This window comes from Streptomyces sp. CA-210063, assembly GCF_024612015.1.
Taxonomy (GTDB): Bacteria; Actinomycetota; Actinomycetes; order Streptomycetales; family Streptomycetaceae; genus Streptomyces.
Window position 1 is genome coordinate 2,203,338 of record NZ_CP102512.1, and the last position, 24,867, is coordinate 2,228,204.

Sequence of the window (24,867 nt, forward strand, 5' to 3'; positions counted from 1 at the left end):
CCTATGCGAGACGAGACGTCTCGTGCAACTCGTTTACAACCTCGGGGCTCGACGCCGGACGCCGCCGAATGCCGTATAAACGTTCGAGTACAGCAGGGATGGCCGGCAGAGGGGGACGATGAGCGGGGACGTGGATCAGGACGCGGTGCTGCGGGCGCGGAACGTGCTGCTGGGTTCCGGCAGACCGACGCGGCGGGACGAGGTCGAGGCGTGCCGGGTGCTGGCCCGGGTGAGTCCGGCGACCTATCTGCCCCGGCTGTCGCGGGCCCTGGTCGCCCTCGGCTACGGCGACGTGTTCGACGAACTGCCCAAGGCGCGGCTGGCGTTGTTCGAGGAGGCGGCGGAGGCCGCGTACGCGCTGGACGGATCCGATCCGATGCGTACGAAGGTGCTGCTCAAGGCTCTCGACCCCCTTCAGCACCACTTGTTCGTGCTCGGTCGGCGTCCTGAGGGGCTGGCGCTGCGCGAGGAGATGGCGGATCTCGCGCGCGGCGCGCTGGAAGACGGTTCGGGCGGCCCGGCCTGGTCGACGCTGGAGCTGTGGGCGCGGGCCCTGGCCGAGGAGGGCCGGCACCGCGAGGCGGCCGAGATCCACGAGGAGGTCGTCCGGCACGCCCGGCCGTACAGAACCCAGGGCGGGGGCGCCGCCTGGGCCGTCCTGGAATGGATGGCCGAGGCCGAGGCGGCCGGGCTGCGGGAGACGGCCCTGGCGGCCGCCAGGGAACTGGTCGAGATGGAGCGGAGCGACCTCGCCCCCCGGGGGACGACCCGGTCGCTGTTGCTCTTCGCCCTGCTCCGGCTCGCGGAACTGCTGGACGGGTACGGGGAGTCCGAGGCCGCCTCCGCCGCGTTCGACGAGGTCGCAGAGCTGCTGGCCGGGGCGGCCGCGAGCGGCGACATCAGCCCCGGCGCCTATCTGTACCCGTACTGGGCGGTCCTGTTCGGACTGTCCGGCCCTGACCGGGAGCCGCCGACGCCCGGCTCTTCGGCCCCTTCCCCGGCCCCGGCCCCGGCATTCGGCGCGGAGGCCGGGAGGTGGACCCCCGATGTCCGGGAGCGCTACTTCGCCGGACTGCCCGCGCCGAGCACCGCCGTGGACGCGCGGGCCACGGACGCGGAACTGGCCGGGCAAGTCCTGACGCACCGCCGGCTGACGGTCCGCTCCGCGCTGCACGCCGTGCACCGGCGCGGCTACCTCTTCCTGGAGCCCGTGCTGCCGCTCTTCGACGAGGGCGTGGCACTGGCCCGCAGACTGTACGCCCTGGATCCGGCGGTCGGCGGCGCATCGCTCGCCCGGGCCCTGTTCGACCGGGCGAGCGCTCTGACCGCGGGTCAGCGGTTCACCGAGGCGCACCCCGACTTCCAGGAGGCTCTGGTCCTGCGTGCCGCTCAGCGCTGATAGCGGGCCAGCACCAGGTTGCCGTCCTTCTCCAGCCGTTCCCGCAGCTCGTCGAGGTCGATCGCGCCGCTGTAGTACTCCTGGAACGCGGGGGTCGCGACCTTGTCCTTCCATTCCGGGTAGCCGCGGACGGACTGGGCGGGGGCGGAGCGGAGGTGTGCGGCGAGGGCGGTGCCGGTGGCCCAGTCGTACTCGGTCGTGCGCAGGGCGGGGTCCTTCAGGGCCTCGGTGCCGGTCGGGAGCATCCAGTCGCCGAGGGCGAGGCGGACCATGTTCTCGGGGCGCAGGAGGAAGTCGATGAACTCGGCGGCCTCCTTCTTGTGGGGGCTGTCCTCGGCGACGGAGAGGGTCTGCGGGCTGACGCCCTGGGTGAGGCCGTCGGCGCCCGCCGGGGCGGGCAGCACCTGCCAGTCGAAGCCCTCGGGTGCCTGCTGGACGATCTGCTGACGGTAGGAGAAGCCGAGCGGGACCATCGCGTACCTGCCGCCGAAGAAGCCGGGCAGCGTGTCGGAGCCGCCCATGCCGAGCGTGGTGCCCGACGCGCTCTCGTCGGTGTTCACCTCGTCGTGCACGGTCTTCGGTACGACCGCGTCGGCCGCCTCGAAGCGGACCTCGACCCTGCCGTCCTCGTCCCGGTGGAACAGCTGTCCGCCCGCCGACAGCGACAGGTTGAGCGTGGCCGACACCGGCTCCTTCAACGGCCAGGCGACGCCGTACTTCCCGTCGCCGCTCAGCTCCTCGGCGGCTTCGCGGAACTCCTCCCAGGTCCATGGGTCCTCGGGGGTCGGAATGCGCACGCCCGACTCGCGGAGCCACGTGGCGTTGGCGATCAGGACCCTCGGCTCCTGGAGGAACGGCACCCCGTAGATACCGTCCCCGAAGGTCGTCGTCTCCCAACTGTGCCGCGGGATGTCCGACGTGAGCCGCTCGGGCAGCAGCTCACGCAGATCGGCGAGGTAGCCGCCGTACGCGAAGTCCGCGAGGTCGTCGGAGGCGTCATGGATGATGTCCGGCGCCTCACCGCCCTCGAAGGAGGTGAGCAGCTGGTCGTGGACGCTGTCCCAAGACCCCTGTACGTACTCGACCTCGACGTCGGGGTGGGTCGCGTTCCACTCCTTCACCAGCTCCTTGTTGGCCGCGACGGACTCCTCCTGCCAGGCCAGGGACTGGAAGCGGAGGGTGACGCGGCCGTCGGCAAAGCCGCCGTCGTCGCCGGTGCAGCCGCCGACCAGGAGGCACAGCAGCAGGGCCGTGATCAGCCATCGTGCGCGCATCAGCTCTTCACCGCCCCGGCGAGCATGCCGCCCGTGATCCGTTTCTGGATGACCGCGAAGACGACCAGGGAGGGCAGCGTCGCGAGGAACGCGGCGGCGGCCAGCGGGCCGAGGTCGGCCACGCCCTCCGCGCCGATGAAGTGCGTGAGCACGACCGGCAGGGTCTGTTTCTCCGGGGTCTTGAGCAGCACGAGCGCGAAGAAGAACTCGTTCCACGCGGTGATGAACGCGAACAGCGCCGTCGCCACGATGCCCGGTGCCAGCAGCGGCGCCGTCACCGACACCAGCGTCCGCAGCTTCCCGGCCCCGTCGACCGCCGCCGCCTCCTCCAGCTCGGCGGGCACGGCCCGGACATAGCCGACCAGCATCCACAGCGCGAACGGCAGGGCCCACACCACGTACACCATGATCAGTCCGGGCACGGAGTTGATCAGCCGGAGGTTCTTCAGCACCAGGAACAGCGGGATGATCACCAGCACGAACGGGAACGCCTGGCTGACCACCACCCACCCGGTCGCCATCCGCGACAGCGTCGTGCGGTGCCGGGCCATGACGTACGCCATCGGGGTCGCGATCAGTACGGCGACGACGGCCGCGCCGAGTGCCGCGACCAGCGAGTTGAGCGCGGCGTCCAGCAGGGGCTGTTCGTCGAAGGCCTGCCGGAAGTTGGCGAGGGTCGGGTTTTCCGGGATCCAGGTCGGGTGGAGACTGCCCAGCTCGCGGGCGGGTTTGAAGGCGGTGGAGACCAGCCAGAGGAAGGGGAACGCGAGGAAGACGAGATACGCGAGAAGGGCCACGTACTGGCCGGTCCGTGCCGCTCCGCTGGTCCTCATGCGTCACCGCCCCGCCGCAGCCGGCCGACCAGATGGAGGGCGAGGAGGACCGAGATCACCGCGACCATCACACATCCCATCGCCGCCGCGTACCCGAACTGCCCGTAGCGGAAGGCCTCCTCGTACGCGAAGAGCATCGGCAGGCGGGTGCGGCCGCCCGGTCCGCCGTTGGTCAGGACGTAGACCAGGGCGAAGGAGTTGAAGTTCCAGATCAGGTTGAGCGCCGAGATGGCGAGGGCGATGGGTCTGATGGCGGGCCAGGTGACCGTGCGGAAGCGGCGCCAGGCGCCCGCGCCGTCCATCGCGGCGGCCTCGTGCAGTTCGCGCGGGGTGTTCTGCAGGCCGGCGAGCAGGGCGACGGTGGTCTGGGGCATGCCCGCCCAGACGCCGACCACCATGACGGCGGGCAGGGCGGTGGCCAGTCCGCTCAGCCAGTCGCGGCCGTCGCCGAGGCCCAGGTCGCGGAGGGTCTCGTTGAGGATGCCCGCGTCCGGGTTGTAGACGAGGCGCCACATGATGCCGACGACCACCTCGGGCATGGCCCACGGGATGATCGCGAGCGCCCGCGCCAGCCAGCGCAGTCGTAACCGCTGGTTGAGGAGCAGGGCGAGGCCGAGCGCGAGCAGGAACTGCGGCACGGTCACCCCGACCGCCCACAGCAGGCCGATCCGGAACGAGTCCCAGAACAGGGTGTCGTGCAGCAGATCCTGGAAGTTGAGCGTGCCGATCCACTGGGTGGGCTCGGTCCGGCCGGACTGCGCGTCGGTGAAGGCCAGGGCGATCCCGTACAGCAGCGGTCCGACGCTGAGCACCAGGATGGGGATCAGCGCGGGCAGCACCAGGAACCAGGCGCCGTGGTCGAGAAGGCGCCGCTCCTCGTCCTTGGCCGAGGTGCGCCGCTCGGCCGGTCGCGGGCGCTTCGGCGTCGCGGTCGCCAATGTCATGCGGCCGGCTCCTTCGCATGTGCCTGGGCGGACTGGGCGGACTGGGCGGACTGGGCGATTGAGTGGGCTCGGGCGACTTGTGACGGTGTGGTCTCCCACGCGGCCTCCGTCATGGTGCTGACGGCTTGAAGGGTCGTCAAGGCACCGCGCACATCGCCCGACCTGGACGAATGCGAGACTGACCGTTGTATGGCGTGAACCTGACGTCCCGCCGGGGCGTCGGTCGTACGGACCCGGTCGGATGCGGAGGCGAAGGATGGACGAGGCACGGGCGCGGGACGTACTGGTCGCGGCCGGTGTGCTGCCCGGTGCGGCCGGGGAGGCGCGACTGCTCGCCCTGGGGGAGAACGCGGTGTTCGCCGCCGATGACCTGGTCGTCAAGGTGGGCCGCGACGCCGAACTCCTCGACCGGGCCCGCCGCGAACTGGCCGTCGCGGTCTGGCTCGCCGAGGCGGGCGTCCCCGCCGTGCGGGCCGCCGAGTCCGAGGCCCTGCTCGTGGAGGGGCACCCGGTGACCGTGTGGCACCGGCTGCCCGACCCCGTATGCCCGGCGGGCCCCCGCGATTTGGCCGAACTCCTTCGACTGGTCCACGCCCTCCCCACCCCTCCTTTGGCACTGCCCCGCCGTGAACTGCTGGGCGGCGTGGAGCGCTGGCTGCGCCTGGCCGGCGACGCGATCGACCCGGCGGACGCGGCCTACCTCCGCGAACGGCGCGACGGCTTCGCGGCAGCCGCGACCGCCCTCACCCCCCACCTGCCGCCGGGGCCGATCCACGGCGACGCCCTCCCCCGCAACGTCCATGTCGGCCCGGACGGCCCCGTCCTCGTCGACCTGGAGACCTTCTCCGGCGACCTCCGCGAACACGACCTCGTGGTCATGGCCCTCTCCCACGACCGTTACGGCCTGCCGGCCGAGGACTATGACGCCTTCACGGCCACGTACGGCTGGGACGTACGCGCATGGGAGGGCTGCTCGGTGCTGCGCGGTGCCCGCGAGACGGCGAGCTGCGCGTGGGTCGCCCAGCACGCCCCGACCAACCCCAAGGCACTGGCCGAGTTCGAACGCCGCGTCGCCTCGCTGCGCGACGGGGACGAGACGGTCCGCTGGTATCCCTTCTGAGCGGGGAGATCAGGTCAGGACGAGGACCACTTCGTCGATCTCACCGGCGCGGGCCCGGGCGAAACCTCGCTCGTGGCCGGCGATGACGAAACCGCACTTCTCCAGCACGCGGATCGAGCCCGTGTTGTCGGCCGCCGCGTAGGCGTGCAGGGGCCGGGAGCCGTCGAGGCCGATCAGGGCGGTGAGCGCCGCCGTGGCCACGCCACGGCCCCAGTACGCCCGGTCGATCCAGTAGGTGACCTCACGTTCGTCCGACGGCCCGTACACCGAGACATGGCCGACCACCTCGTCGTCGGCGAGCACGGTGCGCATCAGGACGTCCGGGTGGGCGCGGATCTTCGCCCAGTGGCTGTCGAAGAGCCCCCGGTCGTAGTGGTACTCCCCGGTGAAAGCGGCAATCTGCTGTGCCTCGAGGTCGGACGCGTGCTTCCAGAAGACGGGCAGGTCGCTGTCACGCATTTCGCGGAGGGAGATCGGGGCGGTGGTCATACCGTTTCCTCCGCCGACTCACGCAGGGGCCAGGTCGCGTCCACGACGGCTTCCGGGTTGCCCTTGCGGCGGAGGAAGGCCTGGAAGTCGGTGGCCCACTCGGCGTACCAGTCGATCTGGCGGCGGTGGAGCTCGGCCGGGCCGAGGGCGGCGACCTTCGGGTGGCGCTGGGCTATCGCGCGGGCGAGGCGGGCGGCGGCGAGGGCGTCGGCGGACGCGTCATGGGCGGCGTCCAGCGGGACGCCGTACTCGGCGCAGACCGCTTCGAGGTTGCGCTTGCCGCGGCGGTAGCGGTCGACGGAGCGGTCGATCGTGTACGGGTCGATGACCGGCGCCGGGTCGAGGCCTCCGAGACGGTCGCGCAGGGACGGCAGGGCGTGCCGGCGCAGCTCGGCGGCGAGCAGGGTGAGGTCGAAGGCCGCGTTGTACGCCACGACCGGGACGCCTGTCTTCCAGTAGGAGACGAGGACGTCGGCGATGGCGTCGGCGACCTGGTCGGCCGGTCTCCCCTCGGCGCTCGCGCGGGCGTTGGTGATGCCGTGCACCGCCACCGCCTCCTCCGGGATCTCCATGCCCGGATCGGCGAGCCATTCCCGGTGCCCGACCGGCTCCCCGTCCGTGACCTCGATCACCGCGCCCGTGACGATGCGCGCCTCGCGCGGGTCCGTCCCGGTGGTCTCCAGGTCGAAGCCGATCAGCAGCTGCCGGTGCCAACCCATGCTGGCCCCCCTTCTTGGTGGTGCTTTCCCCCAGTGACCACCACCATCGCATGGGCCACTGACAATCCGAGGACCGCATTCCGCTTGGCACCGCGCCACCGGGCCACGGCGGGGGTCACAGCTCGGCTCACAGCCCGGCTCACGCGCGGCTCACGACACCGGCCGCGAGTCCGCCCAGGCCACCTCGAACTCCTCGCGGTATGTATCGAAAAGACCGACTTCGCCGTTCTCGTTCGCCTTGAGGACGCGGTTGCCGCCGCGCAGTACGAGCACCGGCGCCTCCATGCCCCGGGTGCGCCGCAGATAGGTCTGGATGACGGCGACGCCGTCCGAGCCGTCGCCGTCCACGAGGTAGGCGGTGAAGCGGGGCGTCTCGTCGTAGACCTGGATCTCGAAGGCGCCGGGGTCGCGCAGCTTGGAGCGGACCCGGCGCATATGGAGGATGTTCATCTCCACGGCACGGCTCAACTCGCCCCTCTTTATGCCCAGTTCGCGCTCGCGCCGCTTGACCGCGCTGGACGCGGGGTTGAGGAAGAGCAGCCGTACCCGGCATCCCGACTCGGCGAGCCGCACCAGCCGCCGCCCGGAGAAGTTCTGCACGAGGAGGTTCAGGCCTATGCCGATGGCGTCGAGGCGGCGGGCGCCGCCGAAGAGGTCCTCGGCGGGGAACTGCCGCAGCAGCCGTACCCGGTCGGGATGGACGCCGACGACGTCCGCGTACCGGTCGCCGACCAGGTCCTCGACCGCGTCGACGGGCAGCCGGCGCGCGGAGGGGACGTCGCTGCCCGCGCCGAGGATCTCCAGCAGCTTCGCCGAGGCGCGCTCGGCCTGGGCGAGGACGGCCTCGGAGAGGGCCCGGTTGCGGGAGACGACGTTCCGGGTGACCTCCAGCTCGTCGAGGGCCAGTTCCACGTCGCGCCGCTCGTCGACGTACGGCTCGAAGCAGGGCCAGTGCTGCACCATCAGCTCGCGCAGCTGGGGCAGGGTGAGGAAGCTGAGCACATTGTCGTCGGCGGGGTCGAGGAGATAGCCCTTGCGGCGGCTGACCTCGCGGACCGCGACGGCTCGCTGGACCCACTCCTGTCCGGCGGGTCCGGCGGCGGCGACCACCCAGTCGTCGCCGTGGACGGGCTCGTAGATGGGCCGCAGCACGGCGGCCACCACCGCCCGCAGCCGCTGTTCGACGAGGTTCAGCCAGATGTAGGCGCGGCCGGCCCGCTGGGCGCGCGTGCGCACTTCGAGCCAGGCGTCGGCGTTCCAGTCCAGTTCCGGGCCGATGGATCCCCTCTCCATCGGCCGTGCCAGGGACACCGCGCCGGGTGGGACATCTGTGGAGTTCCCCTCGTGACCCGCGTCGCCCGCGTCACCAGGAGGCAGCTCCAGCCCTCCCGAGCCCACCCACGCACCGCCTTCCGCTCCCCCGAGCTCACCCCTACTCAACGATCAAGGAAGGGTACTCCGGTACCGCCCGGCGATACAGCCGGATGGACAGGTCGTTTCTCAACTACCCCACGTGACTTGGCCGTTCCGGCCTGCTACCGCTTTCGGGAGTGAGCTGTTTCATAGCGGTCAGCCGCGCCGGGACATCACAAGTGGACGCCGGACCGTCACGAAGTGTCGTCCACTGGGCAGAAGGCACGTATGTCATAGGTGGTTCCATCAGTTTGGGGGAGACTCCACCCGGAGTCGCCCCCAGCGGCGCGCGACAACTGGAAGAGTCGTATCCATGCAGGTCTGGCCTGGACAGGCGTATCCGCTCGGCGCCACGTACGACGGCGCCGGAACCAATTTCGCGGTCTTCTCGGAGGCCGCGCACCGAGTCGAGCTGTGTCTCCTGGACGACGACGGCTCCGAGACGGCGGTGGAGCTGCGCGAGACGGACGCGTTCGTACGGCACGCGTACCTGCCCGGCGTGATGCCCGGGCAGCGGTACGGCTTCCGCGCGCACGGCCCGTACGCACCGGAGCGCGGGCTGCGCTGCAACTCCGCGAAGCTGCTTCTCGACCCGTACGCGCGTGCCATCAGCGGCTCCGTCAAGTGGGGCGAGGAGGTGTACGGCTATCACTTCGGGGCGCCCGACCGGCGCAACGACCTCGACTCGGCACCGCACATGATGACGTCGGTCGTGGTCAATCCGTACTTCGACTGGGGCGACGACCGGCGGCCCCGCACCGAGTACCACCACACGGTGATCTACGAGGCCCACGTCAAGGGCCTCACGATGCGGCACCCGGGGCTGCCCGAGGAACTGCGCGGCACCTACGCGGCGCTCGCCCACCCGGCGATCATCGAACACCTGACCGGACTGGGCGTCACGGCGCTGGAGCTGATGCCCGTACACCAGTTCGTGAACGACCACCGGCTGGCCGACATGGGCCTCAGCAACTACTGGGGCTACAACACGATCGGCTTCTTCGCCCCGCACAACGCCTACGCCTCCTGGGGCGACCGGGGGCAGCAGGTGCTGGAGTTCAAGTCGGCGGTCCGGGCGCTGCACGAGGCCGGGATCGAGGTCATCCTCGACGTGGTCTACAACCACACGGCCGAGGGCAACCACCTGGGTCCGACGCTGTCGTTCAAGGGCCTCGACAATCCGTCGTACTACCGGCTCACGGACGACCCGCGCTACTACATGGACACGACGGGGACGGGAAACTCCCTGCTCATGCGGTCCCCGCACGTCCTGCAGCTGATCATGGACTCGTTGCGGTACTGGGTCACCGAGATGCACGTCGACGGCTTCCGCTTCGACCTCGCCGCGACGCTGGCCCGGCAGTTCCACGAGGTGGACCGGCTGTCGTCGTTCTTCGACCTCGTCCAGCAGGACCCCGTGGTCTCCCAGGTGAAGCTGATCGCCGAGCCCTGGGACGTCGGCGAGGGCGGCTACCAGGTGGGGAACTTCCCCCCGCTGTGGACCGAGTGGAACGGCAAGTACCGGGACACCGTGCGGGACCTGTGGCGGGGCGAGCCGCGCACGGTCGCGGAGTTCGCGTCCCGGCTGACCGGCTCCTCCGACCTGTACCAGGACGACGGGCGGCGGCCACTGGCCTCCATCAACTTCGTGACCTGCCACGACGGCTTCACGATGCGGGATCTCGTCTCCTACAACGACAAGCGCAACGACGCGAACGGTGAGGACAACCGGGACGGCGAGAGCCACAACCGGTCCTGGAACTGCGGGGCGGAGGGCGAGACCGACGACCCCGAGGTGCTGGCGTTGCGGGTCCGGCAGATGCGGAACTTCGTCGCGACGTTGATGCTGTCGCAGGGGGTGCCGATGCTCAGCCACGGCGACGAGTTCGCGCGGACGCAGAGCGGCAACAACAACGCGTACTGCCAGGACAACGAGTTGTCCTGGGTGCCGTGGCCTTCCGGCGAGGACGGGGACGACGGCGAGGTCTTCGGGGATCTGCTGGAGTTCACGCGCGCGATGGTGTGGCTGCGGAAGGACCATCCCGTCTTTCGGCGGCGGCGCTTCTTCCACGGTCGGCCGGTGGAGGGGACCCACGACGAGCTGTCGGACATCGCGTGGTTCACGCCGGAGGGGACGGAGATGACGCAGCGGGACTGGGACTCGACGGGGGCGGGAGCGGTCACCGTGTTCCTGAACGGGAACGCGATCTCCGAGCCGGGTTCGCGCGGCGAGCGGATCAGCGATGACTCGTTCCTGTTGATGGTCAACGCGTCTGCGGAGCCGCTGGAGTTCGTGGTGCCGGTCAACCATGGGCCCCAGTGGCAGATGGTGGTGGATACGGGGCGGGAGGACGCGGTGCCTGTGGACGGGCCGAAGGTGGCGGCTGGGGAACGGGTGAGTTTGGTGGATCGGAGCCTGGCTGTTTTCAGGAGGCCGACTTAGGCGGCGTGTCAGGGCGCTCAACCGTCGTCTGGCGGGTACGTAGGTCTGCATGACCTCTGTCGTGCCCACCGCCACGTATCGGCTTCAGCTCCAGCCCGACTTCCCCTTTGCCGCCGCCTCCGCCGCCGTGCCGTACATCGCCTCGCTCGGGGTGTCGCATCTTCATCTCTCGCCCGTGCTGGAGTCCGTGCCGGGGTCGCGGCACGGGTACGACGTGGTCGATCACGGGCGGGTGCGGGGGGAGCTCGGCGGGGAGGACGGGCTGCGGGCGCTGGCCCGGACCGCTCGGGAGCATGGGCTCGGGATGGTCGTGGACATCGTGCCGAACCACATGGCGATGGCGCCTCGGCACAACCGGGCGCTGTGGGCGGTGTTGCGGGACGGGCCGGAGTCGGCGTACGCGCGGTGGTTCGACATCGACTGGGAGGCGCGGGACGGGCGGGTGCTGCTGCCGGTGCTCGGGGGGCCGATCGGCGCGGAGATCGAGCAGTTCGTGGTGGACGGGCGGGAGCTGCGCTACTACGACCATGTGTTCCCGCTGCGGGAGGGCACCGAGAAGCTGCCGTTGCCGCAGCTGCTGGACGCGCAGTGGTACCGGCCGGTGTGGTGGCGGCTGGCCCGTACGGAGCTGAACTACCGGCGGTTCTTCAGTATCTCGGAGCTGATCGGGGTGCGGGTGGAGGAACCGGAGGTCTTCGACGCGACCCATGCGAAGATCCTCCAGCTGCTGGAGGAGGACGTCGTTCAGGGGCTGCGGGTCGATCATCCTGACGGACTCGCCGATCCCGACGCCTATCTGCGGCGGCTGCACGAGGCCACCGGGGGGCGGTGGACCGTCGTCGAGAAGATCCTGGCGGACGGGGAGACGCTCCCCGCGGCCTGGCCGGTCGCGGGGACCACCGGCTATGACGCGCTGCGACACGTCGACGGGCTGTTCACCGATCCGGCGGGGGCCGGTGAGCTGCTGGGGCAGTACCGGCGGTTCACGGCCGCGCAGGCCGACCGGGGCGGCGAATGGGAGTCGACCGTACGGCGGGCCGCGTATCGCGTGCTCACGCATGAGCTGGCGACGGAGGTCGAACGGCTCACCCGGGTGGCGCACCGGCTGTGCGAGCGCTCCCCCGAGCTCACCCTGCGCGACCACGCGCCGTGGGCGCTGCGCACCGCGCTGTGCGAGCTGCTCGCCCGGATGGAGGTGTACCGGCCGTACACCTCCCGGGACGCCTCCCTCGTCGTCACCGAGGAGGCCGCGGCCGAGGCGCGTGCGGTGTTCGTGGTGCCCGAGGAGGCCCGGTCGGTGGACGCCGTACGGGATCTGGTGCTGGGGCGGGTGGGTGAGGGGCCGGAGGGCGAGGAGTTCCGGGCGCGGTTCGCGCAGACCTCGTCGGCGCTGCGGGCCAAGTCGGTGGAGGACACGGCGTTCTATCGGTATGTGCCGTTGCTGTCCGCGAACGAGGTGGGTGGCGATCCGGGGAGTCCGGCCGTCTCGACGGAGGACTTCCACGCCTACTGCGCTCGGGTGCAGCGCGACTGGCCGGCGACGGGGACCGTGCTGTCGACCCATGACACCAAGCGCAGCGCGGATGTGCGGGCGGCGATCGCGGTGCTCGGCGAGTGCCCGGAGCGGTGGGCCGATGCGCTGGCGGAGGTGACGCGGGACGGTGCGGGGGTGCCGGATCCGCAGATGGCGTGGGCGGCCTGGCAGACGGCGTTCGGGCTCGGCCCCGCGGACGGGGAGCGGTTGCAGGGGGCCCTGCTGAAGCATGTGCGGGAGGCGGGGCTGCACACCTCCTGGACCGAGCAGAACCCGGCGTACGAGCGGGCGGTGGCGGACTTCGTCGCGCGGGGGCCCGCCGTGGACGCGCGTGTCGCCTCGCTGCGGGAGGCCCTGGAGCCCCATGTGCGGGCGAACTCTCTCGGTGCGGCCCTGGTGCAGCTGACCATGCCGGGGGTGCCGGACGTCTACCAGGGGACGGAGGAGGAGTACCGGGCGCTGGTGGACCCGGACAACCGGCGGCCCTTGGCGCCCGGGGAGGGGGCTTCCGACAAGTTCCGGCTCACCTCGGCCGCGCTACGGCTGCGCCGGCGGCGGCCGGAAGTGTTCGGGGACGGGGCGACGTACGCGCCGCTGCCGGCGGACGGACCGGGGGCCGGGCACTGTGTGGCGTTCGAACGGTCCGGTGCGGTGGTCACCGCTGTCACGCGGTTGTCGCTGCGACTGGCGGAGGCCGGCGGCTGGGGGGACACGCGGCTGGCGCTGCCGGAGGGGCGGTGGACCGATGCGCTCGGCCAGGAGCGGGAGTTCGCGGGGGACGTGCGGGTGGCGGAGCTCTTCGAGACGCTGCCGGTCGCGCTCCTTGAACGGGTCGACAGGCAGCCGTGACTCCTGCGCCGGGTAGCGGTAACTCCCGTGCCGGGTAACGGTGAATGCCTCTGGGCGCCCCTTGGAGCCGCCCCTTCCACGGAAGGACACTGGACATATCCCCCACTCGATTCGGTCGGGTGGAGGGATTGTGATGCCAGGTGGACTGGACGGGGGTGGGTCTCCTGTTGGAGCTCGGTTATCCCACGGTGGCGGAACTGGAGTCGGCGGCGCGGGCTCTGACGGTCCGTCGGCCGGGGCTGTGTGCGCTGCGGCGGATCGGTGTCTCGCGCGCGGGCCGGCCGCTGCGGCTGCTGTCCGTGGGCCATGCGAGACATGCCGTCCTGGTCGTCGCGGGCGCCCACGCGAACGAGCCGACCGGCGGCTCCACCGTGCTCGCGCTGGCCGAACGGGTCCTGCGGGAGCGGGCGTTGCGGACCGGTGTCTCCTGGCACTTCGTGCTCTGCGCGGACCCGGACGGGGCGAGCCTGCACATGGCCCAGGCGCCGCGCACGCTGCTCGACTACCACCTGGGGTTCTTCCGGCCGGCCGGTCCCGAGCAGCCGGAGTGGTCGCCGTCGGTGCTGCCGCCGGACCGGCTGCCGCCCGAGACGCGCGCCCTGCTGAAGGTGATCAACGAGCTGCGACCCTACCTCCAGGTGACCCTGCACGGCACCGATCTCGGCGGCAGCTGGGTGCAGTTGACGAAGGACGTGCCGGGGCTCGCCGAGCCGTTCGCCAAGTCCGCGGCCGAGCTGGGCATACCCGTGGAGATGGGCGCCTCCGACGCCGCCGGCTGGCCCGTCTCCGGACCCGGGGTCTTCGTCATGCCGCGGCCCGGCGGCCATGCGGCGTACCCGAGCATGCCGGACGACGCCCGGCACAGCACCTGGTACCAAGCCCACCGGTACGGCGGCCTGACGGCGGTCGTCGAGGTGCCGATGTGGGCGAGCGACCTGGTGGACGACACGGCCCCGCACCCGGCCCCGGCGGCGGCCCTGCGGCATCTGGCGCGGCGGCTCCTCGCGGAGGCGGGACAGGTGGAACGGGTCCTCGCCGACGCGCTGCCCCGGCTGCCGGGGCCCGAGGGGCCGCTGCTGCGTGCCGCCCGGTGGGCGCTGGCCCTGGTGCCGGGGCTGGCCCGGGACTGGGCCGACGGCCCGCCGCCGGACCTCTCGACGGCGTACGTGGGCAGTGTGGACGCCTTCGGGCGCCGGCTCCCGCTGCGGGCCGGGGCGATGCTGCTGCGGGTTCTGAGGGAGGCCGACGATCCGGCTGCGCCGTATCTCGAAGGGGTTGTCTCCGACTGGTGCGAGTCTTTTGCCGACCGGTTTCGTGCGCGGTGGGTGCCGATCTGTGATCAGGTCGAGCATCAGGTGCGTACGGTGCTGGCGGCTGCGTTGTACGCGCGGGGGGATGTGGGGTCCTGAGTGCGCCTACTGGAGTGCCTCGTGGTGTGGTGAGGCGGCTGCGGGTCCGTCGTGGCTTGTCGCGCAGTTCCCCGCGCCCCTTACGGGGCGCCGGTCAGTCTGACAGCGCGAACACCGCTCCCGTCCGGGCCGTCATCACGCAGCCGTTCGCGAACGTCTGTTCGTAGGTGATCGGGCGGCCGTTCCACCGGCCTTGGGCGGTGGCGCGGACGGGGGCGTAGATCTGGGCGCAGATGGCGTGCTCGTGGGGGATGCGGGTGATGTCTCCGCCGGTTTCGCGGAGTTGCGCGCAGGCCTGGGCGGCGCGGCCGTGGCCCTGGGGCGGGTCGCAGAGGAGGAGGGTGCCGCGGGTGTCGAAGGAGCGGGCGTCGCCTCGGGTGAGGGAGACGTAGAGCCAGTCGCTGTGGGCGGCGGACGTCCGGTCCGGGGCCGAGGCGCCGACGGTGAGGAGTGCGAGTGCGGCGAACAGGCCGCTGCGTACCGCGTGGGTGGTGTTCGTCATTCCCGGTGCATCGGCACGGCGGGCTCGGAACTCCATGGGGGCTCACCCGAACGGGAGTCGGCGTGGGCGTCCGGGCAGGGCGGCGGCGGGGCGGACTCCGGGCGCGGACGTCCGGCCGTCAGTTCGAACGCGGCGAGGACGACGCGGGCCTGGTACTCCGCCTGGCGGGCGACGGGGATCCAGCGCGCCCCGTAGCCGTCGCGGTAGTCGGCGCACCACTCGTCGATGAGCCGGTCCAGCTCGGGCAGCGCGTCGGCCGGGTCGTGTCCGGCGCGGGTCACCAGCTGGTGCAGCAGCCCGGCGGTGCGCAGGGCGACCCGGCGGCCGGAGAGGGCGAGGGTCGTGAGCCGGGCGGTGTCGAGCGGGGGCAGCGGCCGGGCGGCGACGTCGTGGACGTCGGGGTCCCAGGAGTCGGCGAGGCCCGGCCCGACCAGTACGTAGTCGTCGACCGGGGCGAGGAGCCGGGCGGCGTCCGGGCCGGCGCCCGCCGAGGGGCGGACGCGGGCGAGGATGCTCTCCAGCAGCCGGGTGTCGCGGCGCAGGGCGCGGCTGACGGTGCGCAGTACGGCGTCGGCGTCGGGCGACGGTGAGGCGTCCTCGACGGCGGTCACGCCCCACATGGGTGCCTCGACGACGGCGGTGACCGTGCCGTAGCGGTGCGGGTGGTACCAGGTGGACTCGACGGCGGCCTCGGTGATGGCGGCGGCCAGGTCGCCCCGGCGCGGCGGCGGGATGCGGTAGACGGCGGGGCCGAGGCGGGGCCAGTACAGGGTGTCGTACGGGCTCAGCTCGCGCGGGATGCCGAGGCGGGCGGCGGTGCGGGCGACGCGCTGGGCGATGCCCGGCAGTTCGCGGGTCAGCTCGACGAAGCCGCCGCCGACGTCGACGCCGTGCAGCGAGCACTGGAGGAAGGGCCGCAGTTCGTCCTGGAGGTCGAGGAGGGCGCGGGTCTCCGGCAGGACGGCCCCGGCGGCGCCGTCGGGCAGCCACTCGGGCTGTTCCAGGAAGCCGGGGCGGAAGAAGTGCCGGAAGTAGTGCCCGAGGGTGTACGGGCCGGACAGCCAGCCCTCGTTGCGGCGGGAGCCGTCGGGGTCGAGGCTCAGCAGCAGGTTCCAGGTGGTGTCCGCTTGGTCGCTCAACCGGGGGTCGGCCAGGGCCCGTTCGGCGAGTCGGAGGACCGTGGCACCGCCCACGGGTTCGTTGGCGTGCGGGCCGGCGACGATCAGGGTGTGGCGGCTGCCCCGCCCGACGGACAGCAGCCACATCGGCGTGCCCGCCCGTGACGTGCCCACGCGGCGCAGTCGGGCGCGGTGCGGATGTCGGGCGACGAGTGCCGCGGCACGGGCGGACAACTCGTCCACGGTCGGGTAGCGGAGGAGTGGCGGCAGGGCACACCTCCACGCGTGTGGCGCCGTCGGTTCACCGGGTGTGCATGGTGTAAGCACAGTCAGTCATGGCCGAGAACGTACGTCAACACCCCGGAAGGGAAGGTGAGTTGACAAACTCGCTGCGTAAATACCAGGCCAGAGCTTTGTGCGGGGATCGGTGGGGAGGTCACTCCGAGGAGAGGCGGAACGTCATCCGGCCGAAACTCACCTGATCGCCGTCCTTCACGACGGCCGCGCCGATCACCCGACGGCCGTTGACGGTGGTGCCGTTGGTGGAGCCGAGGTCACGCAGGATCCACATGCCGCCCTGTCGGGTCAGCTCGGCGTGGACGCGGGAGACCGTCTCGTGGCTGAGCCGGAGTCCGCTCGCCGGGTCGCGGCCGATGCGCAGGCCGTGGCCGCTCGCCGGGTGCGGCAGCTGGAGCTTGGGGAGCCGCTCGGCCTGCCAGGCGCGGCGCAGCTTCACCCCGAAGCCGGAGATCGCGCCGACGGTGCCGAGCACCAGCCGGGACCAGCGCTTCTCGGCGGGCAGGTCGGCGGTGAGCGCGGCGAGTTCGTCGGAGCGGCGGGCGGTGAGGGCCAGCTCCATCCGCCGGATGAACGTGTCGTGCGACAGCCGGCCCAGCGCGACGCCGTCACGGAGCACCCTCAGCGCGCGGTCGCGCTCGGCGTCCGACAGCCGCGCGGGGTGCGTGGGGAACTCGAAAGACGACGTCACGCTGGTGATTGTCGGTCAGGAGGGCCGGAGGTGTCCAGACAACCCGTAAACGGTGACCATCCGCAGACATGCGGGAGGACAGTACGACTCGCGGGTTCAAAAGCCCCGATCCGAGCGCGCGCCGATCTCGTTTGCCGCACGATGGACGGAAGCGGAAACGGGGCGGTGTGGGTGCGTTCCCGGAACCGCTTACCCCCTGACTACCCAGGACCACGACCGGCAGCCGAGGGAGAACCGTTCCGTGCAGTTCGAGGTGTGGGCACCGCAGGCCGACCGTTTGACGCTCCACTGCGCGGGCGCCACGCATGTGATGGAGCGCGATCCGGAGCGGCCGGGCTGGTGGACCGCCGAGGCGGAGGCTTCGGACGGCACGCGCTACGGGTTCGCCGTCGACGACGGACCGGTGCGGCCCGACCCGCGCTCGCGCCGCCAGCCGGACGGCCCCGACGGGCTGAGCGCGGTCGTCGACCACGGGCGGTACGCGTGGCGTGCGCCATGGTCCGGGCGCGGGCTGCCGGGCGCGGTCCTCTACGAGCTGCACGTCGGCACGTACACCCCCGAGGGCACGCTCGACGCGGCCACCGAGCGCCTCGGCCACCTCGCCGAACTGGGCGTCACGCACGTCGAGTTGATGCCGCTGTGCCCGTTCCCCGGCACGCACGGCTGGGGGTACGAGGGGGTCTCGCTCTGGGCCGTGCACGAGCCGTACGGCGGTCCCGAGGCGCTGAAGCGGTTCGTGGACGCGGCGCACGAGCTGGGCCTCGGGGTCGTGCTCGACGTCGTGCACAACCATCTGGGCCCCTCCGGCAACTATCTGCCCGTCTTCGGCCCGTACTTCACCGAGCGGCACCACACGCCCTGGGGCGCGGCGGTCAACCTGGACGCGCCCGGCTCGGACGACGTACGGGAGTACTTCCTGGGCAGCGCGCTGGCCTGGCTGCGCGACTACCGCCTCGACGGGCTGCGCCTGGACGCGGTCCACGCGCTCAGGGACACCCGCGCCCTGCACTTCCTGGAGGAGCTGTCGACGGCGGTGGACACGCTCGCCGACGAGGTCGGACGCCCGCTGTTCCTGGTCGCCGAGTCGGACCTCAACGACCCGCGTCTGGTCACCCCGCGCGCCCAGGGCGGCCTCGGGCTGCACGCCCAGTGGAACGACGACTTCCACCACACCCTGCACACCACCCTGACCGGTGAATCGCAGGGCTACTACGAGGACTTCGCGCGGGCCGGTCTGGCGGGCCTGGCGAAGACCCTGACGGGCGGCTACTTCCACGACGGCACGTACTCGTCGTTCCGGGAGCACCGCCACGGCCGCCCCCTGGACCGTACGAGCGTGTCGGCGCACCGTCTGCTGGGCTACACCCAGACCCATGACCAGGTCGGCAACCGCGCCCAGGGCGACCGACTCTCCGCCTCCCTCTCCCCCGGGCTGCTGGCCTGCGCGGCCGCGCTGGTGCTGACGGGCCCCTTCACCCCCATGCTCTTCATGGGCGAGGAGTGGGCCGCGTCCACGCCCTGGCAGTTCTTCACCGACCACACCGATCCGGAACTCGCTCAGGCCGTACGGCGGGGGCGGCGCCGGGAGTTCGCGGCGCACGGCTGGGCCGAGGAGGACGTGCCCGACCCGCAGGACCCGGCGACCCGCGACCGCTCCTGCCTCGACTGGTCCGAGCCCGCACGCGCGCCCCATGCCCGTGTTCTGGCCTGGTACCGCGACCTCATCACCCTCCGCCGCACCCTGCCCGACCTCTCCGACCCCGACCTCTCCGACGTCAAGGTCGCGTTCGACGAGGAGGCCCGGTGGTTCGGCTTCCGCCGGGGGGACGTCCTGGTGGCCGTGAATCTGGGGAAGGAAACGGCCATGATTCCGGTCGGGGTGCCCGATGCGCGGGTGCTGGCGGCTTGGGAGCCGGTGGAGGGGCCGGGTGCGGATGGGGTGCTGAGCCTGGGCGGGGAGTCCTGCGTGGTGCTGACGGTGGCGTGAGCGGGGCACCCGGCGGGTGGGGCTGGGCGGGGGGCGGTGCGCAACTCGGCGCTACGAGGTGCCGCTGCGCCCACCCGTGCCGCCCCGGCGGCACGATTGCCCGCAGCTGGGGCAGGCAGGTCAGCGGGGGCGCGCCCCTTCAGGGGCGCGGGGAACTGCGCGATCAGCCACATACGACCCGCAGTCGCCGTGCAACACGCACCCCCGACCTATCAGGCGCCTCAGTCCTCGCCCCGCAGATCCGTCACCCTCTCCAGCAGGATCGCCTCCCACGTGCGCCGCAGGCGACCCCGCAGCACCGGCAGCGGAGCGGCGCCGCGGCCCTGCACCCCCTCCGCGAGGGCGATGAGCGTGTCGCAGCGGGCGAGCCAGAGGCCGCGCAGGCAGGGGCGGGCGCCGTAGCCCGCGAGGGTGGCGGCGCGGACGGCGGCGGGGGCACCGACGGCCGTGGCGAGGCCGGCGATGTCCTCGGCGGGGTCACCGATGACCGCGTCGGCCCAGTCGAGGACGCCACGGACCCGGCCGTCGGCGCTCACGACGAGGCGGTCGCCCGTCAGCCCGTGGTGGACCAGCACCGCGGCCGGCGCCGTCAGTTGCGCGGCGCTCGCGGGCGTGAGCTGCCCGAGCCGAGCCGCGTCGAACTCGTCGGCCTCGGCGAGGCGCCGCGCCGCGCGCCCGGCGGCCGTACGCAACGTCTCCAGGGAGCGTGGGGCCGGCCGGGGCACCCCGAGCGTCTCCACCTGCCGCAGCGGCACCTCGCGCAGTCCCGTGAGGAGTGCCGCCAGATCGGCCTCGCCCACGGCGGACACGTCGTGGTCCTCGGCCGTGCCGCCGGGCAGCCTGGTGTCGAGCGTGTAGGTGAGGCCCTCGGACCACTCGCCGGCCGCGACGCTCACCGGGACGGCGACGCCGATGTGCGGGCGGACCAGGTCCCGCAGCCGCAGTTCGCGCCGCTGGCGTCCGACGGCGTGCCGGTCGGTGGTCAGGCGCAGTACGTGGCGGGTGCCCACCCACCAGGTGCGGTGCGCCTCGTCCCCGGCGACGGGCCGCACGTCGGGGCCGCCGCCCCGGCCCTCCCCGTTCTTCAGGAGGGAACGGACCAGCCGGCGGACGCTGTCCGCGGTGGGTGTCGGTGCCTGGGTCATGGTCGCGCCGTCGTCCGGGGGTTCAGGGGAACGGGGATACGCGGTCGGTCACTCCACTGTCGCCATCTCCCGCGGGGTGTTGTTGAGGCGCCGGCCGCCGTCCTCGGTCACCGTCACGATGTCCTCGATCCGCACCCCGAAACGGCCCGGCAGATAAATACCCGGTTCGACCGAGAAGCACATGCCGGGCACGAGGGGCCGCTCCTCGCCCTCGACCATGTACGGCGGTTCGTGGGTGGTGACGCCGATGCCGTGCCCGGTGCGGTGGATGAAGCGGTCGCCGTACCCGGCCTCGGTGATGACCGCGCGGGCGGCCCGGTCGACGTCCTGGCAGGCGGCGCCCGGCCGTACCGCGCGGAAGCCCGCCTCCTGGGCGGCGCGCACGATGTCGTGCACCTCGCGCTCCTCGGCGGCCGGTTCCCCGACGTGGACCGTGCGGGAGGTGTCGGAGCCGTAGCCGTCCTTGAGGCCGCCGAAGTCCAGGACGACCATGTCGCCGCGTCCGATGACGCGGTCGCCGGCCTCGTGGTGCGGGTTGGCGCCGTTCGGGCCCGACGCGACGATGGTGAAGTCGACCTGCGAGTGCCCGAACCGCCGCAGCAGGCCGGCGAGATCGGCGGCGACTTCCTTTTCCCGGCGCCCGGCGAAGGGGACCTGCCGGATCTCCTCGTACGCCCGGTCGGCGGCCGCGCCCGCCGCCGCCATCCGCTCCAGCTCGGCCGTGTCCTTCACCGCCCGCAGCATCGGCAGGCCCTCGGTGAGCGCGACGTACGTCGTCTCGGGCAGGCGCCGCCGCAGGCCGAGCAGATGCAGCGCCCAGGTGTTGTCGCTGACCCCGAAGCGGCCACGCGGACCGAGGAGGGAGACGGCCGCCTCGTACGGGTCCTTGGCGTCGGTCCAGTCGCGGAGGGTGAGCGCGGGTCCGCCGGGTGCCTCCGCGGCGTCCGGGGCCTCCAGGGTGGGGACGACCAGCACCGGGTCCTCGCCGTCCCGCAGCACCAGCATCGTGAACCGCTCGGTCTCCGGCGGCCGGTGGCCCGTCAGCCACACCAGGTCCGGGCCGGGCGCGACGAGCAGCCCGTCGAGCCCGGCGTCCGCTGCGGCCCGTGCCGCCCGCCGCATACGGGCCCGGTAGTCGTCGGTCGTGAAGGGCGCGGGTGTGGCATCGGTCGTGACGGTCGCGGGCCCGTCGCTGGGCGTGCCGGTCATCCATGCCTCCGTCTGCTCGGAGTTCCCTGAAGCTACGGGCAGCATCCTGCCCCTCCGCCGCAGCGCACGCGAGCCGATTGCGCCGTGGCGTCCACTGTCGTGCGGCTTCGGCGTCAGCTCTCCCGGGCGAGCCGCGCCCCGAGGAGCAGCAGCACGCCCGGTACGAGGCCCAGCCGCTCTTCCCGGCCGCCTCCCCCATGCTCGCCGGCTGCCCCTTCGAACGGCACGCCTGCCACAGGGTCCGCGCGCCGAAGACAACGAGGACCCGGCTAATGCCTGAGGGTTGCCCATCCGTTAGGTCTAATGCTTGGATTCGACTGTTCCATTAAGCACCGCCCGAGGAGGCGTACGACGATGCTCGTACTGGCGCACATCAGTGATCTGCATCTGGACGGGAGCGAGCGGGCGACCCGGCGGGCCGAGCGGGTGCGGGATCTGCTGTGGGGGCTGCCGGGGCGGGTGGACGCGCTGCTGGTGACCGGGGACATCGCGGACCACGGCACGGAGGCCGAGTACGAGGAGGCGGCGAGCATCCTGGGCCTGCGGGAGGGCGGGGCTCCCTTCCCGGTGCTCACCTGCCCGGGCAACCACGACAGCCGGGCGCCCTACCGCAAGGCACTGCTCGGGGAGCCGGCCGCCGACGGGCCGGTCAACAGCGTGCGGGTCTTCGCGGACGCGGCCGTGCTGATGTGCGACTCCAGCATTCCGGGGCAGGACGAGGGCGAACTGGACGCCCAGACGTACGCCTGGATCGAGGAGACGCTCGACGAACTCGACGGCGAGCGGCCGGTCCTGCTCGCCTTCCACCACCCGCCGGTGGCACTGCACCATCCCCTGCCGGACGCGTACCGACTGGGCCGGCCCGCCGCTCTGGCCCGGCTGCTGGGGCGTCGCCCGGAGATCGCGGGCCTCGTCACCGGGCACGCCCACACCCCCGCCGCGACCACCTTCGCCGGGCGTCCGCTCGTCGTCGGGCCCGGCGTCACCTGGACGCTGCGGCTGCCCTGGGAGGGCGACCAGGCCGCGGACCGGGAGGCGCCGCCCGGGCTCGCCTTCCATGTGCTGGACGACGAGGGACGGCTGACGAGCCACTTCAGGGTGGCTTCGTAAGGGCTCCACAGGCTTCCGGCCCGGCTCCTCAGGTGACGACTCCCGGTACGGCCGCCAGGTGCTGTCGGTTGCCGGCGGGCGTTCGCCCGGGCCGCGGTCGAGCACGCGACCCGGGCGTCGGCTCAGCCCGCGTGCGCCGGCGCGAAGGACAGGACCGGTGGCCGGTCCGGGACGAAGCCGTGGGCTCGGCGGGCCAGGAACTCGGGCTTGTAGCGGTCGACCTGCCGGTGCCAGTTGAGGATGCCGGACAGCCAGTTCCGCAGGTCGGTCACATAGCCGTCCATGATGGCCCGCGCCTCCTCCGACAGCTCGAAGTCGTCGTAGACAACGGGGAGTTCATGGGCGACCACGTGCTCGAACTGCCGCATCCGCTGGGTCATCAGATCGTGGACCACGCCGAGCGCGGTCGGGTAGTCGCAGCCGAAGAAGTTCTGCACGACGAGGATCGCGTTGTGGACCTCTCCCTCGTACTCGATCTCCTTCTGGTACGAGAAGACGTCGTTGATGAGGCACGCGTAGTCGATGGCCGCGTTCTCCAGTGAGCGGACGGGGCCGCTGCGGTAGACCGCGTCCGGGATCTGCGGGCCGTGGCCCATCCGGCACAGGCTGAGGGTGAGGTCGGAGCCGAAGGTGGCGCGCCGCATCTCCAGGTAGTCGACCGGGTCGGGGACACGGTTCTGGATCTGGTTGAAGAGCTCCCACACCCAGCTCTCGGTCATCTTGTCGACGGACGCCTTCAGGCCGCGTCGCTGGTCGGGGGTCATTCCCGCCGTCGTACGCGCCCAGAGGTCGATGAGTCCCCGTTCCATGCCGTTGACCGGGACGGTGACCGCCTCGCCCTCGACGGGCATGCAGTCGGACAGCCGGGCCGTGGTCAGACGGGCGGCGGCGAGGTCGCGGCGGTGGCCGAAGACGAGCGGGTAGTAGTCGTCGCCGTAGGTGCCCCAGGCCAACCACTGGGAGCTGAGGTCCAGTTGCTCGGGTGTCGCGTCCGGGTCGAGGCCGGCCGCGCAGAGCGGAAGGTCGGCGGCGGCGAGCCTCTCCTCGTCCCAGACGCCCTCGCTGAGCATGCCCATCGCGTGCATCCACGTGGTGAGGCGGGGGCGGGCGGCGTCCAGGTGCGGGCAGAGTTCCACCTCGAACGGCATGTAGAAATCCGGGAGTCGGGACGGCCCGACCTTCTGGTACGGCACATGCGTATGGGCACGCAGCCGCTCCGCCGCGGCGGTCGCGAGCAGCGCGCCCACGTTGGCGGCGGCCGTGCCGAACCCCGGCCGGGTGACCAGTGCGGGGCCGGACAGGACCGCGCCGCCGAAGTCGAGGGGGCCGCGCGAGGAGGCGGCCCCCTCGTTCATGTAGCGGCTGGAGCGCATGTGCCACTCGTGGCCGCCGGACTGCCAGTCCTGCAGCCCCTTCGTGTACGCCGCGACGGCGGCGACCTCGTCCGGGGTGAGGCCCTTCTCCAGGGCCAGCGCGGGTACTTCGGTGAGCGCGGTGTTCTCGAACTGGTGCAGTCGGGAGGTGAGGATGTCGTTGACGGTCTCGGCGGCCTGCTGGGTGCCGCAGCCGAAGAAGGTCTCCAGGACGAGCACGCCGTTGCTGTTCTCGCCCTCGTCCTCGACCTCCCGCTGGTACGAGAACAGGTCGTTGCGCAGGTGGACCGCGTCGGAGAAGGTCTCCATCAGGACGCGCAGGGGCCTCGACTCCGCGACGGGCGCCGGGACTTCGGCGGTCGCGTACTCGACGAGACCGGCGGACCAGGGGGCGCCGCCGACCTTGCGGCGCATCTCGATGTACTCGACCGGGTTGGCGATCCGGCCCTCGTTGATGTTGGACAGCTCCCACATCGACTCGTTGAGCAGATGCTCGGTGGCCACGGCGAAACGGCGGCGCCAGTCCATCGACATCGACGGCACCGTACGCGCCCAGAGGTCGGCGAGGCCGGCCTCCACCGGGTTCCGCGGTTCCGGTACGGGGGTCGAGAGGTCCAGCGGCATGAAGAGCGGGAGTCGGTCGAGGTGGGCCTTGCCGCCGGCGCGGTCCTGGGACCGCTTGAAGAGCTCCAGGAAGTGGTCGTCGAAGAAGAACACCCACACGTACCAGTCGGTGATGAGCGAGAGTGCCGGGCCGTCGCAGTCTGGGTGGGTGTACGCGCACAGCAGACCGTAGTCGTGCGCCTCCAGGTCCTTCTGGTCCCATACGCCGGAGCCCTCCAGCATGCCCATCTCCCGGGCCCACCCGGTCGAGTGGGCCCGCGCCTCTTCGAGGTGGGGGTTCAGCCGTGCGGGATACGGCATGTAGAAGTGCGGGAGTTCGAACGGCTGCGTCATGGCCGGGGCCCTACCCGTCGCCTCCGGCGGGCATCCGGACAGGGGCACATGA

19 protein-coding genes are annotated in these 24,867 nt (G+C 72.1%); 7 read left to right on the plus strand and 12 right to left on the minus strand.

Translation table 11 applies throughout. The features are described from left to right. The first annotated feature begins 118 nt into the window (after nucleotides 1–118). Nucleotides 119–1,399, plus strand: coding sequence for a hypothetical protein (locus JIX56_RS09505; RefSeq protein ID WP_257538697.1), 1,281 nt, complete (start codon nucleotides 119–121; stop codon nucleotides 1,397–1,399). Here JIX56_RS09505 and JIX56_RS09510 read toward each other — a convergent pair. Genes JIX56_RS09510 through JIX56_RS09520 form a run of 3 tightly spaced genes read right to left on the minus strand, consistent with a single transcriptional unit; the run spans nucleotide 1,390 to nucleotide 4,450 of the window. Continuing rightward, the gene (locus tag JIX56_RS09510; protein ID WP_257538699.1) at nucleotides 1,390–2,673 is read right to left on the minus strand and encodes an ABC transporter substrate-binding protein; all 1,284 of its coding nucleotides are present in this window, start codon (nucleotides 2,671–2,673) and stop codon (nucleotides 1,390–1,392) included. The genes JIX56_RS09505 and JIX56_RS09510 overlap by 10 nt on opposite strands. After that, the gene (locus JIX56_RS09515) at nucleotides 2,673–3,506 is read right to left on the minus strand and encodes a carbohydrate ABC transporter permease (RefSeq protein ID WP_257538701.1); all 834 of its coding nucleotides are present in this window, start codon (nucleotides 3,504–3,506) and stop codon (nucleotides 2,673–2,675) included. The genes JIX56_RS09510 and JIX56_RS09515 overlap by 1 nt, the downstream gene beginning before the upstream one ends. After that, complete coding sequence (locus JIX56_RS09520) at nucleotides 3,503–4,450, minus strand: carbohydrate ABC transporter permease (protein ID WP_257538703.1); 948 nt, start codon at nucleotides 4,448–4,450, stop codon at nucleotides 3,503–3,505. Before JIX56_RS09520 ends, JIX56_RS09515 begins: the two co-directional genes overlap by 4 nt. 256 nt (nucleotides 4,451–4,706) lie before the next feature. Here JIX56_RS09520 and JIX56_RS09525 point away from each other — a divergent pair, with 256 nt between their 5' ends. Next, a complete protein-coding gene (locus tag JIX56_RS09525; protein ID WP_257538705.1) occupies nucleotides 4,707–5,570 on the plus strand; it encodes a phosphotransferase enzyme family protein in 864 nt (287 codons plus the stop codon). A gap of 9 nt (nucleotides 5,571–5,579) precedes the next feature. Here the strand turns inward: JIX56_RS09525 and JIX56_RS09530 are convergent, their stop codons facing one another. The 3 genes from JIX56_RS09530 to JIX56_RS09540 form a co-directional block, all read right to left on the minus strand. Then, nucleotides 5,580–6,059, minus strand: coding sequence for a GNAT family N-acetyltransferase (locus JIX56_RS09530; RefSeq protein ID WP_257538707.1), 480 nt, complete (start codon nucleotides 6,057–6,059; stop codon nucleotides 5,580–5,582). Further along, on the minus strand, nucleotides 6,056–6,778 hold the full coding sequence (locus tag JIX56_RS09535) for a 3'-5' exonuclease (RefSeq protein WP_257538709.1): 723 nt from the start codon (nucleotides 6,776–6,778) through the stop codon (nucleotides 6,056–6,058). The genes JIX56_RS09530 and JIX56_RS09535 overlap by 4 nt, the downstream gene beginning before the upstream one ends. A 150-nt stretch (nucleotides 6,779–6,928) precedes the next feature. Continuing rightward, nucleotides 6,929–8,176 (minus strand): SAV2148 family HEPN domain-containing protein, encoded by a 1,248-nt coding sequence (locus JIX56_RS09540; RefSeq protein ID WP_257550796.1) that lies wholly within the window; start codon nucleotides 8,174–8,176, stop codon nucleotides 6,929–6,931. A gap of 328 nt (nucleotides 8,177–8,504) precedes the next feature. Here JIX56_RS09540 and glgX point away from each other — a divergent pair, with 328 nt between their 5' ends. The 3 genes from glgX to JIX56_RS09555 all read left to right on the plus strand — a co-directional run bounded on the left by glgX (nucleotide 8,505) and on the right by JIX56_RS09555 (nucleotide 14,426). Further along, nucleotides 8,505–10,634: a glycogen debranching protein GlgX gene (gene glgX / locus JIX56_RS09545; protein ID WP_257538711.1), complete on the plus strand. Its 2,130-nt coding sequence runs from the start codon at nucleotides 8,505–8,507 to the stop codon at nucleotides 10,632–10,634. 49 nt (nucleotides 10,635–10,683) lie between these two features. Next, the gene (gene treY / locus JIX56_RS09550; RefSeq protein WP_257538713.1) at nucleotides 10,684–13,017 is read left to right on the plus strand and encodes a malto-oligosyltrehalose synthase; all 2,334 of its coding nucleotides are present in this window, start codon (nucleotides 10,684–10,686) and stop codon (nucleotides 13,015–13,017) included. 155 nt (nucleotides 13,018–13,172) lie between these two features. Then, a complete protein-coding gene (locus tag JIX56_RS09555) occupies nucleotides 13,173–14,426 on the plus strand; it encodes a M14 family zinc carboxypeptidase (protein WP_257550797.1) in 1,254 nt (417 codons plus the stop codon). A 94-nt stretch (nucleotides 14,427–14,520) separates the two neighbouring features. Here JIX56_RS09555 and JIX56_RS09560 read toward each other — a convergent pair whose 3' ends face one another. The 3 genes from JIX56_RS09560 to JIX56_RS09570 form a co-directional block, all read right to left on the minus strand. Continuing rightward, nucleotides 14,521–14,928, minus strand: coding sequence for a subtilase-type protease inhibitor (locus JIX56_RS09560; RefSeq protein ID WP_257538715.1), 408 nt, complete (start codon nucleotides 14,926–14,928; stop codon nucleotides 14,521–14,523). After that, nucleotides 14,925–16,289 carry a M14 family zinc carboxypeptidase gene (locus JIX56_RS09565; protein WP_257538717.1) on the minus strand — a complete coding sequence of 455 codons (1,365 nt, stop codon included), beginning with the start codon at nucleotides 16,287–16,289 and terminating at the stop codon, nucleotides 14,925–14,927. The genes JIX56_RS09560 and JIX56_RS09565 overlap by 4 nt, the downstream gene beginning before the upstream one ends. 193 nt (nucleotides 16,290–16,482) lie before the next feature. Further along, nucleotides 16,483–17,034: a DUF1707 and FHA domain-containing protein gene (locus tag JIX56_RS09570; protein WP_257538719.1), complete on the minus strand. Its 552-nt coding sequence runs from the start codon at nucleotides 17,032–17,034 to the stop codon at nucleotides 16,483–16,485. Nucleotides 17,035–17,275: 241 nt separating this feature from the next. Here JIX56_RS09570 and treZ point away from each other — a divergent pair, with 241 nt between their 5' ends. Next, on the plus strand, nucleotides 17,276–19,021 hold the full coding sequence (gene treZ, locus JIX56_RS09575) for a malto-oligosyltrehalose trehalohydrolase (protein WP_257538730.1): 1,746 nt from the start codon (nucleotides 17,276–17,278) through the stop codon (nucleotides 19,019–19,021). A 221-nt stretch (nucleotides 19,022–19,242) separates the two neighbouring features. Here treZ and JIX56_RS09580 read toward each other — a convergent pair whose 3' ends face one another. Next, the gene (locus tag JIX56_RS09580) at nucleotides 19,243–20,166 is read right to left on the minus strand and encodes an aminoglycoside phosphotransferase family protein (protein ID WP_257538732.1); all 924 of its coding nucleotides are present in this window, start codon (nucleotides 20,164–20,166) and stop codon (nucleotides 19,243–19,245) included. 48 nt (nucleotides 20,167–20,214) lie between these two features. Next, entirely contained in the window at nucleotides 20,215–21,375 is a 1,161-nt protein-coding gene (locus JIX56_RS09585) for an aminopeptidase P family protein (protein ID WP_257538734.1), read from the minus strand. 354 nt (nucleotides 21,376–21,729) lie between these two features. Between JIX56_RS09585 and JIX56_RS09590 the strand changes: the two genes are divergently transcribed. Beyond that, the gene (locus tag JIX56_RS09590; protein ID WP_257538736.1) at nucleotides 21,730–22,485 is read left to right on the plus strand and encodes a phosphodiesterase; all 756 of its coding nucleotides are present in this window, start codon (nucleotides 21,730–21,732) and stop codon (nucleotides 22,483–22,485) included. 122 nt (nucleotides 22,486–22,607) lie between these two features. On the opposite strand, the gene cyc2 is transcribed toward JIX56_RS09590, so the two are convergent. Beyond that, nucleotides 22,608–24,815: a germacradienol/geosmin synthase Cyc2 gene (cyc2, locus tag JIX56_RS09595; protein ID WP_257538737.1), complete on the minus strand. Its 2,208-nt coding sequence runs from the start codon at nucleotides 24,813–24,815 to the stop codon at nucleotides 22,608–22,610. Between the last annotated feature and the right edge of the window lie 52 nt (nucleotides 24,816–24,867).